Annotated in this window: 13 protein-coding genes; 6 read left to right on the top strand and 7 right to left on the bottom strand. The window is 71.7% G+C overall.

Annotation, left to right across the window (positions count from 1 at the left end; all coding sequences use genetic code 11):
* Nucleotides 1-4 precede the first annotated feature (4 nt).
* Genes EOE66_RS01715 through EOE66_RS01705 form a run of 3 tightly spaced genes read left to right on the top strand, consistent with a single transcriptional unit; the run spans nt 5 to nt 2,340 of the window.
* On the top strand, nt 5-541 hold the full coding sequence (locus EOE66_RS01715; RefSeq protein WP_128226952.1) for a TRAP transporter small permease subunit: 537 nt from the start codon (nt 5-7) through the stop codon (nt 539-541).
* Nucleotides 531-1,862 carry a TRAP transporter large permease gene (locus EOE66_RS01710; protein ID WP_128226951.1) on the top strand — a complete coding sequence of 444 codons (1,332 nt, stop codon included), beginning with the start codon at nt 531-533 and terminating at the stop codon, nt 1,860-1,862. The genes EOE66_RS01715 and EOE66_RS01710 overlap by 11 nt, the downstream gene beginning before the upstream one ends.
* A 7-nt stretch (nt 1,863-1,869) precedes the next feature.
* On the top strand, nt 1,870-2,340 hold the full coding sequence (locus EOE66_RS01705; RefSeq protein ID WP_128226950.1) for a nuclear transport factor 2 family protein: 471 nt from the start codon (nt 1,870-1,872) through the stop codon (nt 2,338-2,340).
* Between the two features lie 3 nt (nt 2,341-2,343).
* Here EOE66_RS01705 and EOE66_RS01700 read toward each other — a convergent pair whose 3' ends face one another.
* The 3 genes from EOE66_RS01700 to EOE66_RS01690 all read right to left on the bottom strand — a co-directional run bounded on the left by EOE66_RS01700 (nt 2,344) and on the right by EOE66_RS01690 (nt 4,732).
* Nucleotides 2,344-3,192: a toll/interleukin-1 receptor domain-containing protein gene (locus EOE66_RS01700; protein ID WP_128226949.1), complete on the bottom strand. Its 849-nt coding sequence runs from the start codon at nt 3,190-3,192 to the stop codon at nt 2,344-2,346.
* Nucleotides 3,193-3,339: 147 nt separating this feature from the next.
* On the bottom strand, nt 3,340-3,744 hold the full coding sequence (locus EOE66_RS01695) for a hypothetical protein (RefSeq protein WP_128226948.1): 405 nt from the start codon (nt 3,742-3,744) through the stop codon (nt 3,340-3,342).
* 7 nt (nt 3,745-3,751) lie between these two features.
* Entirely contained in the window at nt 3,752-4,732 is a 981-nt protein-coding gene (locus EOE66_RS01690; protein ID WP_128226947.1) for a tripartite tricarboxylate transporter substrate binding protein, read from the bottom strand.
* A gap of 216 nt (nt 4,733-4,948) precedes the next feature.
* Here EOE66_RS01690 and EOE66_RS01685 point away from each other — a divergent pair, with 216 nt between their 5' ends.
* On the top strand, nt 4,949-6,676 hold the full coding sequence (locus EOE66_RS01685; RefSeq protein WP_128226946.1) for an alkaline phosphatase D family protein: 1,728 nt from the start codon (nt 4,949-4,951) through the stop codon (nt 6,674-6,676).
* Nucleotides 6,677-6,721: 45 nt separating this feature from the next.
* On the opposite strand, the gene EOE66_RS01680 is transcribed toward EOE66_RS01685, so the two are convergent.
* The 3 genes from EOE66_RS01680 to arsS form a co-directional block, all read right to left on the bottom strand.
* Nucleotides 6,722-7,849, bottom strand: a complete 1,128-nt coding sequence (locus EOE66_RS01680) for a ProQ/FINO family protein (RefSeq protein WP_128226945.1) — start codon at nt 7,847-7,849, stop codon at nt 6,722-6,724.
* A 406-nt stretch (nt 7,850-8,255) separates the two neighbouring features.
* Nucleotides 8,256-8,939 carry a TIGR04283 family arsenosugar biosynthesis glycosyltransferase gene (locus EOE66_RS01675; protein ID WP_128226944.1) on the bottom strand — a complete coding sequence of 228 codons (684 nt, stop codon included), beginning with the start codon at nt 8,937-8,939 and terminating at the stop codon, nt 8,256-8,258.
* Nucleotides 8,940-8,955: 16 nt separating this feature from the next.
* Complete coding sequence (arsS, locus tag EOE66_RS01670) at nt 8,956-9,930, bottom strand: arsenosugar biosynthesis radical SAM (seleno)protein ArsS (protein WP_128226943.1); 975 nt, start codon at nt 9,928-9,930, stop codon at nt 8,956-8,958.
* 145 nt (nt 9,931-10,075) lie between these two features.
* On the opposite strand from arsS, the gene EOE66_RS01665 reads away from it, so the two are divergent.
* Nucleotides 10,076-10,462 carry a hypothetical protein gene (locus EOE66_RS01665; protein ID WP_128226942.1) on the top strand — a complete coding sequence of 129 codons (387 nt, stop codon included), beginning with the start codon at nt 10,076-10,078 and terminating at the stop codon, nt 10,460-10,462.
* Between the two features lie 9 nt (nt 10,463-10,471).
* Here EOE66_RS01665 and EOE66_RS01660 read toward each other — a convergent pair whose 3' ends face one another.
* The gene (locus tag EOE66_RS01660) at nt 10,472-12,334 is read right to left on the bottom strand and encodes a DUF885 domain-containing protein (protein WP_128226941.1); all 1,863 of its coding nucleotides are present in this window, start codon (nt 12,332-12,334) and stop codon (nt 10,472-10,474) included.
* A gap of 169 nt (nt 12,335-12,503) precedes the next feature.
* Between EOE66_RS01660 and gshA the strand changes: the two genes are divergently transcribed.
* The gene (gene gshA, locus EOE66_RS01655; RefSeq protein WP_128226940.1) at nt 12,504-14,027 is read left to right on the top strand and encodes a glutamate--cysteine ligase; all 1,524 of its coding nucleotides are present in this window, start codon (nt 12,504-12,506) and stop codon (nt 14,025-14,027) included.
* Nucleotide 14,028: the final 1 nt, after the last annotated feature.

Below are 14,028 nucleotides of genomic sequence, written 5' to 3'. Positions count from 1 at the left end.
GCGGATGAGCAAGCTTGCCGACGCGGCCGACTGGCTGATCGACCGTGTCGGCAGTTTCACCGCCTGGCTGACGCTGGCGATGGTGCTGCTGATCAGCGGCAACACGCTGTCGCGCTACTTCTTCAACGCCAGCACGGTGTGGCTGCAAGAGCTGGAATGGCACCTGCTGGCCGTGGTGGCGCTGTGGGGCATCGGCTACCTGCAGCTGCGCGGCACCCAGGTGCGCGTGGACCTGTTCTACCAGCACTACAGCGCACGCACCAAGCTCTGGCTCGACTTCCTCACCGCGCTGCTGGTGATGCTGCCCTTCTCGCTGTTCGTGTGTTTCCTGGGCTGGAAGTTCGCGGCCTACTCGTGGTCGCTGGCCGAGGTGTCGCCCGACCCTGGCGGCCTGCCCTGGCGCTGGGCGGTGAAGTCGCTGGTGGTCTCCGGTTACGCGCTGCTGGCGCTGGTGGCCTTCAGCATCGTGGTGCGCACCGGTACACAACTGGCGGGGCGTGCCCCCGCCTCACCGTCCCCGGAGGCCTCCCATGGCACTTGAGTGGCTGGCGCTGGCCATGCTGGTGGCCTTCGTGGGGGTGCTGCTGATCGGCATCCCTGTGGCCTATGCCGCTGCGGCCACCGGCCTCGTGTTCGGCTTCATCGGGTTTGGCGAGAGCCTCTTCAACCTGCTGCCGGCGCGCATCTACGGTGTGGCCACCGACCAGTCGCTGCTGGCGCTGCCCATGTTCGTGTTCATGGGCGTGATGCTGGAGAAGTCGCGCCTCGGGCAGGACATGCTCGAAGTCATCGGCCACATCGCCGGCCGCGTGCCCGGCGGCATGGGCGTGGGCATCATCCTCTTCGGCGTGATCATGGGCGCCACCACCGGCATCGTCGGCGCCACCATCGTGCTGCTGGGCGTGATCGCGCTGCCCACGCTGCTGAAGTACAAGTACGACCACGCACTGGCCGCCGGCACCATCTGCGCCAGCGGTACGCTGGGGCAGATCATCCCGCCCAGCCTGGTGCTGCTGCTGCTGGCCGAGATCATGAACGAGTCGGTGGGCACGCTGTTCGCTGCGGCGCTCGTCCCCGGTCTGATGCTGGCGGGCATGTACGTCGCGTACATCCTCATCTACGCCTGGCGCCACCCGGACAAGGCGCCACCCATCCCGGCCGAGGAGCGCGCGGCGCTCTCGCGCGGGCAGCTCATGGTGCGCCTCGTCAAGGGCGTGATGCCGGCGCTGCTGCTGGTGTGCGCAGTGCTCGGCTCCATCATGGGCGGCGTGGCTGCGCCCACCGAGGCGGCGGCCATCGGCGCCCTGGGCGGGCTGCTCATCGTGGGCCTGAGCGGCAAGCTCAGCCTGAAGGTGCTGCGCGAGACCTGCACCGACACGCTGACCACCAGCGTGATGATCTTCTTCGTGATCATGACGGCGCAGGCCTTCAGCCTGGCCTTCCGCGGCCTGGGTGGCGAGCGCCTCATCCAGGATCTGTTCGCCCTCGTGCCCGGCGGCGCCACTGCCGACCTGATCTTTTTCATGGGCGTGCTCTTCCTGGCCGGTGTGCTGCTGGAGTGGGCCGAGATCAGCTACATCGTGCTGCCGCTCTTCCTGCCCTACTTCGCGGCGCAGGGCGTGGACATGGTGTGGCTGGCCGCCCTCATCTGCATCAACATGCAGACCAGCTTTCTCACACCGCCAGTGGGCTGGAGCCTGTTCTTCTTCCGGGGCGTGGCGCCGGCCGCGGTGCAGACGCGCGAGATCTACCGCGGGGTCTGGCCCTTCATTTACATCCAGCTCGCAGCGGTGCTGGTGGTGATGCTGTTCCCGTCCATCGCCACCTGGCTGCCCACCTCGATGGGCTGGATGAACAAGTAGGCCTGCGATGACCGACACCCGCCCGCCCTTGCCCCCCTTCACCGAAGCCACCGCCCGGCAGAAGGTGCGCGGCGCCGAAGACGCGTGGAACACGCGCGACCCCGAGGTCTGCGCCCGGGTCTACACGGCAGACACCCGCTGGCGCAACCGCGCCGAGTTCCCGGTGGGGCGTGAGGAAGTGAAAGCCTTCCTGCGCCGCAAGTGGGCCCGCGAACTCGACTACCGGCTCATCAAGGAACTGTGGGCGTACACCGGGAACGTGCTCGCGGTGCGCTTCGCCTACGAGTGGCACGACGAAGCCGGCCAGTGGTTCCGCAGCTACGGCAACGAGAACTGGGCTTTCAACGAGGCCGGGTTCATGACCCACCGCCACGCCAGCATCAACGACCTGCCCATCACCGAGGCCCAGCGCCTCTTCTTCTGGCCGCTGGGCCGGCGGCCCGATGAGCACCCGGGCCTCAGCGAACTGGGCCTCTGAAGCTCAGACCCGCGCCGTGCGGCGCATGCCCATCGAGCTGAGGTACAGCAGCCCGGCGGGCAGCAGGCCGAGGAAGAGCACCGAGGCCACGTCGGTCTCGCCGCTGCTGCCAGCGGCCAGCATCACGAAGGCGCCCAGGTGCAGCCCGGCGGCCCACTTCAGCGCCTGCTCGCGGCTCAGCGCGCGCAGCTTGTTGTGCAGCGGTAGGCGCAGCGCCACCGCGGCGGCCAGCATCAGGCCGAGCAGGCCGGTGAAGGTGTGGTCGGAGACCTCGTCGACGAAGGCGCTGGCGATCAAGCCCAGCACCAGCGCCCCACCGGCGAACAGCGTGTAGAGGCCACCCACCGCGGCGTGCAGCCGGGCGCCGGGTTCCACCGGGGGCCAGGTGCCGCCCACGGCCTGCACGGTGGCGCCCACGAGGTCGCGCACGTCGGCGTCCAGCCGCGTGGTGCGCACTTCCATGCAGTTCAGCAGGCGCAGGCCCTGCAGGTCGTCGGGCAGGTCTTCGGCGGCCGGCAGGCGGGCACCGTCCAGCAGCACGGGGATGACGCGGATGCCGCGGCGCAGGGCTTCGGCCACTTCGATGCGCACCCAGTCGCGTTCGTCGTGGATGCGCGCCGGCTGGCCTTCACGTTCGCCCACCCAGCGCTTGCCGATGAGCGCCACCACCACCTCGCAGCCTTGCACCACGTCGCGCAGGCGGCGGGCGAAGTCGGCGCCCGGGGCGATGTCGTGCACGTCCATGAAGATCTGGTCGCCGCCCAGGTGGTCGGCCAGGCGGTCGTGGATGGCGTGCGAGTAGCCGGCGGCGTCGTCGCGGCGGTAGCTGATGAAGATGCGTGAGCGGGCCATGGTGATCTCTCCTGGCGGTGCCGCTGTCGTGCATCGACGGGCGGCGGGTGGCGCGGTGTCTGCACCGCATGGCCTGTATTTCGCCACCCCGCCTCCGCGCTGCGAAGGAGACCGAGGGATACCTCGGCGCGCGTTCAGCGCGTGTTTCTAGGGGGTGGCGTCCACCACCCGCGCGGGGTCGATCTCGCGCAGCCGGTGGTCGACGTAATAGCCGCCGAACTCCGTGTACTGCAGAAAACCGCGCCCGCAGGCCGCGCAGGCCCACACCTCGCAGCGGTTGTACGGAAAGAACGCCGGCGCGATGGGCGCGTGCGGCGATTCGTAGCGCGAGCCCTCGGCGTGAAACTCGGCCACCGTGGGCTCGGCTTCGTCGGGGTCGCGCAGCGTGCCCAGCTTCACCAGCCGCGGCGCGCCCGTGTTCTCGCCCAGCGGGCCGGTGATGCTTTCCCAGCCCGGCGCGTGCAGCGCCGTGCAGTCGCAGTCAGGCGGTGTGTCGGCAGGGCTGGGCAGGCGGCGCAGGTCGGCCGCCGTCAGGCGTGTTTCGGTGGCCAAGCGGGGCTCAGTCGGCCTTGATGTTGTGGGCCTTGACGACCTGGGCCCAGGTGTCGATCTGGCGCTCGATGAAGGCCTGCCCCGCCGCCGGCGTGCCCAGGTTCACCGTGATGCCCTGCGCTGCCAGCTTGGCTGCCACATCGGGCTGCTGCATGGCCTTGTTGATCTCGGCATTCATGCGCGCCACGATTTCCGGCGGCGTCTTGGCCGGGGCCAGCACCGCCCACCAGGCCGGGGCGTTGAAGCCGGCGTAGCCGCTCTCGGCCAGCGTGGGCACGTTGGGCAACTGCGGGCTGCGCTTGTCGGTGGTGACGACCAGGGGGCGCAGCCTGCCGCTGTCGATGTGCGGCTTGGCCACGAAGATCGAGCCGATGGACAGCGGCACGTGGCCGGCGATGGCGTCCTGCATCAGCGGGCCGCCGCCGCGGTAGGGCACATGCGTGAGGTCGAAGCCGTTGCCCTTGGCCAGCAGCGTCACCGCCAGGTGGCCCAGGCTGCCATTGCCGATGGTGCCGTAGCTGACGTTCTTGTTCGCCTTCACGGCGGCCACCACGTCGGCGAAGGTCTTGTAGGGCGTGTCGACGTGCGTGGAGATCACCATGGGGCTGGTGCCCAGCATGGCCACGGTGGCGAGGTCCTTGCGCGTGTCGAAGGGCAGGTTGGGCTGCAGCGCCGGGTTCACGGCGTGGCTGTCGAAGACCACCGCGAAGGTGTAGCCGTCGGCCGGCGCCGCGGCCACCAGGCCGGCGCCGATGCTGCCCGACGCACCGCCCTTGTTCTCGACGATGACGGTCTGGCCCAGCTGCGCCTGCAGCGCCGGCGCGAGGATGCGCGAGACCTGGTCCACCGAGCCGCCGGGCGGGAACACCGCCACCAGCTTGACGGGCTGCTTGCCCGGCCAGGCCTGGGCCAGGGCGGCGGTGGGCAGCGCGGTGGCGGCCAGCAGGGCGGTGGCGAGCAGGGTGCGCAGGGGCAGGCGGCGTTGCATGGCGGGGCGGTCTCCGGTGTTGTGGGTGTCGGGGTCGAACTGCGTAGGCTGCCTGTGGCCGGGGCCGCAGGGCAGCGGAGAACTACGTATCGCGGGTATGCCCCGAGGTCGGCACCCACGCGCGGGTGGCCGCCGAGCAGCCGTCATGGGCGCGACACGGCGCGGTCATGCGCGCTGCCTAGCGTGCGGGTTTTCATCGCACGCAGGAGTGTTGCCATGGGTCGTCCCTCTGTCCTCAAGCCCCGGCCGCCGGCCGGCACCAGCCGCCGTGGCTTCTTCCAGCGCTCGGGTTCGGCGGCGGTGGCGCTGGCCTCGGTGGCTGCGCTGCCGCTGTCGGCGGGCAAGGCCAGTGCCGCTGCCGATGCCCGTCGCGGCACCGGTGTGTTCCAGCACGGCGTGGCCAGTGGCGACCCGCTCCCGAATGCCGTGATCCTGTGGACGCGCATCACGCCGGCCGTCCCCCGCGGCGCGCCGCAGGCCAGCCACGCGGTGCGCTTCGAGCTCGCAACCGACCCCGGCTTCACCAACGTCGTCGCGCGCGGCGCCACCACCACCGACGCCGCGCGTGACTACACCGTGAAGGTCGACCCCGCGCGCCTGCGTCCGGCCACCACCTACTACTACCGCTTCCACGCCGAGGGCGAAACCTCGCCCATCGGCCGCACGCGCACGTTGCCGGTGGGCGCCACGCCCCGCCTGCGCATCGCCGTGGCCAGCTGCTCCAACCACGCCGCGGGTTACTTCAACGCCTACCGCCGCATCGCCGAGCGCGCCGACCTCGACCTGGTGCTGCACCTGGGCGACTACCTCTACGAATACGGCCCCGACGAGTACGGCAGCGTGCGCACGCCCGAGCCCGCACGCGAGATGGTGACGCTGTCCGATTACCGCCAGCGCCACGCCCAGTACAAGCGCGACGCCGACCTGCAGGCCGTGCACCGCCAGCACCCCATGGTGTGCATCTGGGACGACCATGAAGTGACCAACGACGCCTGGGTGGGCGGCGCCGAGAACCACACCGAAGGCGCAGAGGGCAGCTGGCCCGAGCGCGTGAACGTGGCGCTGCAGGCCTACTACGAGTGGATGCCCATCCGCACGCCCGACATGCGCCCGGGCACGCCCGACCTGCGCCGCAACCAGCGCGCTTTCCGCATCGGCGACCTGGTGGAGCTGGTGATGCTGGAAGAGCGCCTGAGCGCACGCTCCAAGCAGCTGGCCGCCACGGTGCCCACGCCCTTCGGCAACGGCTTCGTGCAGGCCGGCGAGTTCCTCAACCCGGCGCGCACGCTGTTGGGCGCGGAGCAGGAAGCCTGGCTGGCCGCGCGCCTGCGCCAGAGCCCGGCGCGTTGGAAGTTCATCGGTCAGGGCGTGATGTTCGCGCAGCTGAAGCTGCAGGGTGCGCCTTTGGCGGCCGGCGGCGGCGTCTTCGTCAACACCGACCAATGGGACGGCTACCAGCCCGCGCGCGACCGCGTGTACGACGTGCTCAAGGGCACGGGCGGCCAGCCCGGCGTGGACAACGTGGTGGTGCTCACTGGCGACATCCACAGCAGCTGGGCCGCCGACCTGACGCAGGACCCGAACAACCCCAACGTGGCCGGCGGGGGCTACAACCCGGCCACGGGCGAAGGCTCGCGCGCGGTGGAGTTCGTCTGCACCAGCATCACCTCGCCGGGCCTGCCCGACCCGAATGGCAGCACCGCGGCCTTCCTGCGCAGCGTGAACCCGCACTTCAAGCACATCGAGCTCACGCAGCGTGGCTACATGCTGCTGGACGTGACGCCTGCGCGCACCGTGTGCGAGTGGTGGACGGTGGACACGGTGGCCAGCACGAGCAATGTGCAGACCTTCGCCACCGCTTTTGAAGTGCAGCACGGCAGCAACCGGCTGCAGCCTTCGGCGCAGACCACGCCGCCGGCGAACGTGCCGCCCCTGGCGCCCTGAGGGCGCCAGTCTTTCCGAGGTCAGCGCCCTCAGGTCGCAGTCCGTTCAGCGTCCCGGCTTCTGCGGGGGTTTGCCGGCCGCAGCAGCGGGCGCTGGGCCGCTGCCGGCCGGGCGCGTGCGTTCACCCGCAGGCAGTGGGGCGCGCGGTGCATCGCGGCGCGGGCCCCGGTTGTCACGGCCGCCACCGAATTCGCGCGGGCCGCGCTCGTCGCGGCGCGGCTCGGGGCGGCTGTCGGGCCGCGGCTCGGCGCGTGTTTCCTGGCGCGGATCGGGGCCGCGCGCTTCACGTTCCTGGCGTGCCTGTGCGAGGCGGCTGTCGAGCTCGGCTTCGCTGATGCGCTTGAGCACGCAGAAGTTGGCCTTGGTCAGCGTGCTGCCCTCGAAAGCGCGCAAGAGCTGCGCCCGCTCGCGGCGCGCTTCCAACTCGGCCGGGGGCAAGGAGGGCTGGCGGGGTTCGCGCGGCTCGCGGGGTTCACGCACTTCGCGCGGGCTCTGCAGCGCCGCATCCGCGGCAGCGGGCGTGGCCCCTTCCGGCTGGGCGGCGCGCGGCGGGCGCAGGGGGCGGTCGGGGCGGGGTGGCCGCGGTGGGCGCTCGCCCGGGTTGCCGCGCGGGCCGCGGTCGGCGCGGTCACCGCGTTCGCCCTGCGCGGGCCGAGGGCCGCGTGCTTCTTGCGGCGGGCGCGGGCCGCGGGGTGCGCCTTCGGGCCGGGGCTGCCGGGGCGGGCGCGGCGGGCGGGCTGCTTCAGGGCTGCCCTCGGCCGGGGCTGCAGCGCCGTCGCCGGCCGGTGCGCCGCCAGCGGCCGCACGCGCGGCGCGGGCCGCCTCGCGGTAGGCCTGGCGCTGCGCCTCGCGCTCGGCCAGGCGTTTGGCCTCGACGATGGCGCGGCGGCGTTCCACCTCGGCGGTGGCGGCCACGCGGTGTTCTTCGGCCACTTCACCGGCGGGTTGGCCGTCGAGGTCGTGGCGTGTGGGGATGTTCACCAGCGCCTTCAGGTAGGCGGTGCTGGTGGTGTGGCGGTGCAGGAAGATGCTCAAGGCCTTCTTCGTGAACACGCCCGGCGCGCGCGCCTGGATGTCGGCCTGGATGCGCAGCTTCAGCGGCAGCGCACGCGGCGCGCCGAAGAGCAGCGGGAAGTGCGTGGCCAGCGCTTTCGCCACGGCGGCCGGGCTCATCTCGGGCGCCGCTGTTTCGCCGGCGGCGGCGACTTGCGTTGCGGCGGCTTCGGGCGTTGCTTCGACCGGCGTGTCATCAGCCAATTCGGCAGCCGATTCAGCAGCGGGTTCGTCAGTCGTTGCGGCAGGCGCTTCCGCGGATGTTTCCACGGATGCATCGGCCGACGCATCGGCAGGTGCTTCGGTTGTCGATGCAGCGGGCGCGGTCACAGCGGCCTCGGTGCTGGCCGGCGCAGGTGTCTCGGGGGCAGCCGCTGCGGCCACGGGCGCGGGGGCGGGTGCGCCGGGGGCGGCGTCTTCGGGCAGCGGAGGATCTTGGGTGTCGGACATGGCCAGGGTCAAAGGGCTGCGGCAGTGCAGGGGGCCGATTGTCAACGCTATCCCGCCAGCGCCGGCAGGGCCTGTTTCAGCGGTAGGCGCGGGCCAGTTCTTCTGCCGGCGTACCTCGCCAGTAGCGCCAGCGCAGCGTCCACATCAGCCAGATGGTGCGCCACGCGCCGCGGCTGTCCCAGCGTCGGCCGGAGGTGGTCACACGCTCGCGCAGGCAGGCCGGGTGGCCGAAGGCGCGCAGCCGTGTGCAGAGCTCGATGTCTTCCATCAGCGGCAGCGGCGCGTAGCCGCCCAGTTCGCGGAAGAGCGGGGTCTCGATGAACAGGGCCTGGTCGCCGGTGGCGATGCCCGTCAGCCGCGAGCGCCAGTTCATCAGCCGCGCCACCACTGGCAGCCAGCGCGAGCGGCCTTCGATGTGCACGTCGAAGCGCCCCCAGCGCGCGCCGCGCTGCAGCGCGGCCGTGATGGCGGCATCGGCGCCGGCTGGCAGGCGCGTGTCGGCGTGCAGGAAGAGCAGCACTTCGCCCGTGGCCACCGCCGCGCCGGCGTTCATCTGCCGCGCGCGGCCCCGTTCGCTTTCCACCACGCGGCTGGCCCGCGGTGCGGCCAGCGCGGCGGTGCCATCGGTGCTGCCGCCGTCGACGACGATGACCTCGTGCCCCACTGCGCGCAGCGGTGCCAGCGCCTGCAAGGTCGCCGCGATGCCGGTGGCCTCGTTCAGCGCCGGCAGCACGATGCTCAGGCGCAGGGCCGAGCGCATGGCTGCAGCGGCTGGCTCAGCCGCCGAGCGCACCACCGCAGCTGCTGCCCTGCCCGGCCGTGCAGCCGTAGCAATGCTCGGCCACGCGGATGGCGCTGCCGCGGCCATCGCTGCTGTCAGCGCCGAGCAGGTCGCGCAGGTGCGCCGTGGCCCGTTCACCGACCTGCGCGCGCAGCCCCAGCATCTGGTTGAAATCGCAGTCGTAGAGCTGGCCCTGCCAGTCCACGCTGAGCGTGCTGCGGCACATCACGGTGTCGAGGTTGTGCGCCTGGAAGCTGTTCTTCAGCAACTGCAGGTAGCTCTGGAAGCCGCCCTTGCTGACCAGCGTGCTGCCGAAGCGCTGGATGGGCATGTTGGTCAGCGCGTACAGGTGGTTGAAGACGATGCCGAAGTGCGCCATCAGCTCGCGCTTGTAGTCGGCCTCCAGCGCCTGCTGCGGCGGCGGCAGCACCGCGCCTTGCGGGTTGTAGACGAGGTTGAGCACCAGGCCCGTGCCTTCCACGCCGTAGCCCAGCGCGTTGAGCGCCTGCAGCCCGGCGATGCTGCGGTCGAACACGCCTTCGCCGCGCTGGCGGTCGACGTTGCCCACCGAGTAGCAGGGCAGCGAGGCCGTGACTTCCACGCCCTGGCCGGCCAGGAACTCGGCCAGGTCTTCCTGCCCCGGCTCGCTGAGGATGGTGAGGTTGCAGCGGTCGATCACGCGCACGCCCAGGGCGCGGGCGCCGATGACGAGTTCGCGGAAGTGTTCGTTCAGCTCGGGCGCGCCGCCGGTGAGGTCCAGCGTCTGCACGCGGCGCTGGCGCAGCACCTGCAGCACGAGGGCCGCCGTCTCGGCGTCCATCATCTCGGTGCGCTGCGGGCTGGCGTTCACATGGCAGTGCAGGCAGCTCTGGTTGCACTTGTAGCCGAGGTTGACCTGCAGGGTCTCCAGCGCGCGGCGGCGCAGCGCCGGGAAATCGGTGGCGGCCAGCAAGGGCAGGGTGGCGTGCATGGGCGAAGTTTTCCTTCGTGGTCAAAGGGTGGGCTGCACGCTGTGTCGTGCAACCAGACCCCCACCTTACAACGGCCTCGGCGGTGCCGGCCCGGGCGGGGCTTTGTGCAGGGCCGCACCCGCCACCGCAGAATGCCGGCCGACGATGAAGGCTCTCTCACCGCCACCCCCCGGCCCGCCGCCCGCTCCCGAACGCTGGGCCCTGAAAGCCGGCGACGCCGCCACGGCCACGTTGCTGATCCCCGCCGACCTGAAGCGCGAGCGGCGCTTCGAGATCGCCTGCGCCATCACCGTGGCCGTGCCGGAGGCCGCGCCCGGCCCGGCGCCGTGGCTGCAGATGACGGTGCTGGCCGATGGCGCCCAGCAGTGGCAGCGCCGCCTGCCAGCGCAGAACCCCGGCGAGTTCGACGGGCTCGACTTCCGCTTCAGCCGGCGCGTGCCGGTGGGCAAGCCGCTGCGCGTGACGGTGTCGGTGGCCGGCCAGGGCGTGCGGCGGCGCACGCTGCACATCGAGGCCGACGAGATCGCCTGACCCCGGGATTCAGGCCCTCTGCCGCGCGGTCGCCCACTCGCGGACCGTCGTGGCCATCACGTCCAGCGGCACGCTGCCGGTCTTCAGCACCACGTCGTGGAAGGCCTTGATGTCGAACTTCGCACCCAGCCTGCTGCGCACTTCGTCGCGCAGCGCCAGGATGCGCAGCATGCCGATCATGTAGGCCGTGGCCTGGCCGGGCATGACGATGTAGCGCTCCACCTCCTGCGCGCCGATGCCGTAGCTGATGGCCTGCTCGCGCGTCCACTTCTTCGCGTGCAGGCCGGTATCCACCACCAGCCGGCGCGCGCGGAAGAGCTCGCTGTTCAGCGCACCCAGCAGGCTTTGCGGGTCGCCTTCGTACCAGCCCTCTTCGATGGCCAGGCGCTCGGCATACAGCGCCCAGCCCTCGGCGTGCGCGCTGCCGCCGCCGAAGATGCGGCGCTGGCGCCACTTGGGCAGCGTGGCCTGCTCCTGCTGCAGCGCCAGCTGGAAGTGGTGCCCTGGCACGGCCTCGTGCACGGCCAGGCTGCGCATGCCCAGCACGTTGTAGGTGGGGCCGGGCAGCGGCATCCAGAAGATGCCGGGCTGGCTGCCGTCGGGTGCCGGGGTCGTGTAGTACGCGCTGCTCGTGCGCTCGGTCAGCGCCGGCACGCGCCGCACCTCCACCGGCGCCTTGGGCTGCAGGTTGAAGAGCGCCTGCGCGCGGCGCTCGGCGTCGCGCACGGCGGCGGTGTAGCGGGCCAGCAGCGCCGGGCGCGGGTCGGGCTCGGGCGGCGGCGAGGTGGCGTCGCGCAGCGCGGCGTAGCGTGCGTTCACGGTGCCCTCGCTGCGGCCCAGGCTGCGCAGCACGCGGTCCATCTCGGCCTCGATGCGGGCCACCTCGCGCAGGCCGATCTGGTGGATCTCTTCGGCCCCCAGCGTGGTGGTGGTGTTGGCGGCCAGCGCCTGGGCGTAGGCCTGGTCGCCATCGGGCAGGCGCCACAGGCCGGCGTCGGCGGTGGTGCGCGGCAGCACTTCGTCCAGCAGCGCCAGCACGCGGCCGTAGGCCGGCAGCACCTGCTGTTCCACCAGCTGTGTTGCGCGCGCCATGGCTTGTTCGCGCTGGGCCGGTGTCACCCCGCTCAAGCCGGCCGTGCGGCGCCCCAGTGCGGTGACGAACTCGCTCTGCGCCGGCGGCAGGGCCAGCACGGCCTGCACCTGGCCGCGCGCCCGCTCGGCAATGAAACGCGGCGGCAGCAGCCCGCGCGCCACCGCGGCGCGTGAACGCGCCAGGCTCTCGTCCAGCCGCGCGGCCACCTGGCCCAGGCGTTCGAGGTAGGCCTCGACATCGGCCGCCGTGCGCAGCGGGTGCGTGACGGTGAGAAAGCTCACCAGCCGCAGGTGCGGCCCGCTGAGTTGGTTGAAGAGGAAGTTGTGGTCCTGGTAGGGCTCGCCGGCGATCTCGCGCTCCAGGCTCCAGCGCAGGATGGCCGCACTGACGCGCTGCTCGGGCGCGAGCGCCTCGGACTTGAAGGCGGCCAGGCGCTGCAGGCCTTCGCGCGCCAGGCGGCCCTGCGCGCCGCGGCGGCCGGGTGTCTGCGGGCCGAGCTGGCGGTCCAGCGCCGCCTGCTCGGCGCCGCTGAAGTACTGCGTGGAGGTGGCGCGCTCGGGCGACAGGCGCACCCAGTCGGCGGCAAAGGCTTCGCTCCAGGCATCGAAATCGGGGGCGGGCGCGGTGGGGCCTGGGGGCGGGCCGCTGGCGCAGCCAGCCAGCGAGAGGCCGCCGCCCAGGCCCAGGGCCAGCGCGGCCTGCAGGCTGCGGCGGCGTGCCCGATCGGGCAAGGGGGCATCGGGGTGCGGGCGGGCGGGGGTGTCAAGGAGGTGTCGCATCGTCGTGCCAGTCTAGGCGGGCCGCAGCGGCGCCGCCGCTCGTGGCTTGCCCTGGGGCTGCGTCCAAGGTTTGACCAGCCTCCTGCACGAACAGACGGCAGGCTTTAACCTTCGCCCCCCGGCGGCTGTGGCGTTCCACGGCCGGCCCCCTTGCCTTGGAAGAGATCCCATGACCCTGGCTCAACGACTGCGCCAACTGCCGACCGAGCGCCTGCTCGGCATCCGCCGTGGCGTCGAGAAGGAAAGCCTGCGCGCGCTGCCCACGGGCGGCCTGGCGCTCACGCCGCACCCGGCCGCGCTCGGCTCACCGCTGACGCACCCGCACATCACCACCGACTACAGCGAGAGCCAGCTCGAGCTCATCACCGGCGTGCACGCGGGCGTGGAAAGCTGTCTGGACGAACTCACGCGCATCCACCAGTTCGTCTACCGCGAACTGGCCAAGACCGGTGACGAACGCCTGTGGGTGGGCAGCATGCCCTGCGGCCTGCCCACCGACGAGACCATCCCGCTGGGCCGCTACGGCAGCAGCAACATCGGCCGCGCCAAGAGCGTCTACCGCATGGGCCTGGGCCACCGCTACGGGCGGCGCATGCAGACCATCAGCGGCATCCACTACAACTGGTCGATGCCGGGGCTGAGCAACGACGAGCACTTCGCGCTGATCCGCAACTTCCGACGCCACGCCTTTCTGCTGCTCACGCTCTTCGGCGCCAGCCCGGCGGTGTGCCCCACCTTTGTCGAGGGCCGGCCGCACGGCCTGGAGCGCCTGAGCCCGGGCACGCTCTACCACCCCTATGCCACCAGCCTGCGCATGGGCCGGCTGGGCTACCAGAGCGAGGCGCAGGCCAACCTGGCCGTCAGCTACAACAGCCTGGATGGTTATGCCGCCAGCCTGCACGGCGCGCTGACGCAGCCCTACCCGGCCTACGAGAAGATCGGCGTGCGCAACCTGGGCGGCGAGTACAACCAGCTCGCCACCACGCTGCTGCAGATCGAGAACGAGTTCTACGGCACCATCCGCCCCAAGCGCGTGATCAAGAGCGGCGAACGCCCGCTGCACGCGCTGCGCGAGCGCGGTGTCGAGTACATCGAGGTGCGTTGCATGGACCTCGACCCCTTCGAGCCGGTGGGCATCAACGCGCAGACGCTGCGTTTCCTGGATGTCTTCCTGCTGCACTGCCTGCTGCAGGACAGCCCGCCCGACACACCGGCCGAGATCGCCGAACTCGGCCGCAACCAGCACCACACCGCCGCCCACGGCCGCGAGCCTGGCCTGACGCTGGAGCGAGGCGGCCAGCCCGTGCTGCTGGCCGACTGGGCGCACGAGCTGCTCACCGAGTGCGCCACCATCGCGCTGGCGCTGGACGCCGCGCACGGCACCGAGGCCTACAGCGCCGCGGTGGCCGCGGGCCAGGCGGCGCTGGCGGCACCTTCCACGCTGCCCTCGGCCCGCGTGCTGGCTGCCATCGAGAAGGATTTCGACCTGCGCTACACCGCCTTCATCCGCCACCAGGCCGAGGCCACGCGCGCGCAGATGCTGGCGCTGCCCTGGCCGGCCGAGCACCAGGCCAACTTCGAGGCCATGGCCGCGGTGTCGGTGCGGCGCCAGCAGGCGCTGGAGGCGGAGGACTCGATGGACTTCGAGACCTTCCGCCAGCACTACGTCTCTGAAGCGCGCCTGAACGTCTAGG

The sequence above is a fragment of the Rubrivivax rivuli genome (genome assembly GCF_004016505.1).
GTDB classification, from domain to species: domain Bacteria; phylum Pseudomonadota; class Gammaproteobacteria; order Burkholderiales; family Burkholderiaceae_C; genus Rubrivivax; species Rubrivivax rivuli.
The sequence above is the reverse complement of the archived record's forward strand: the minus strand, read 5'-3'. Positions and strand labels throughout refer to the sequence as shown.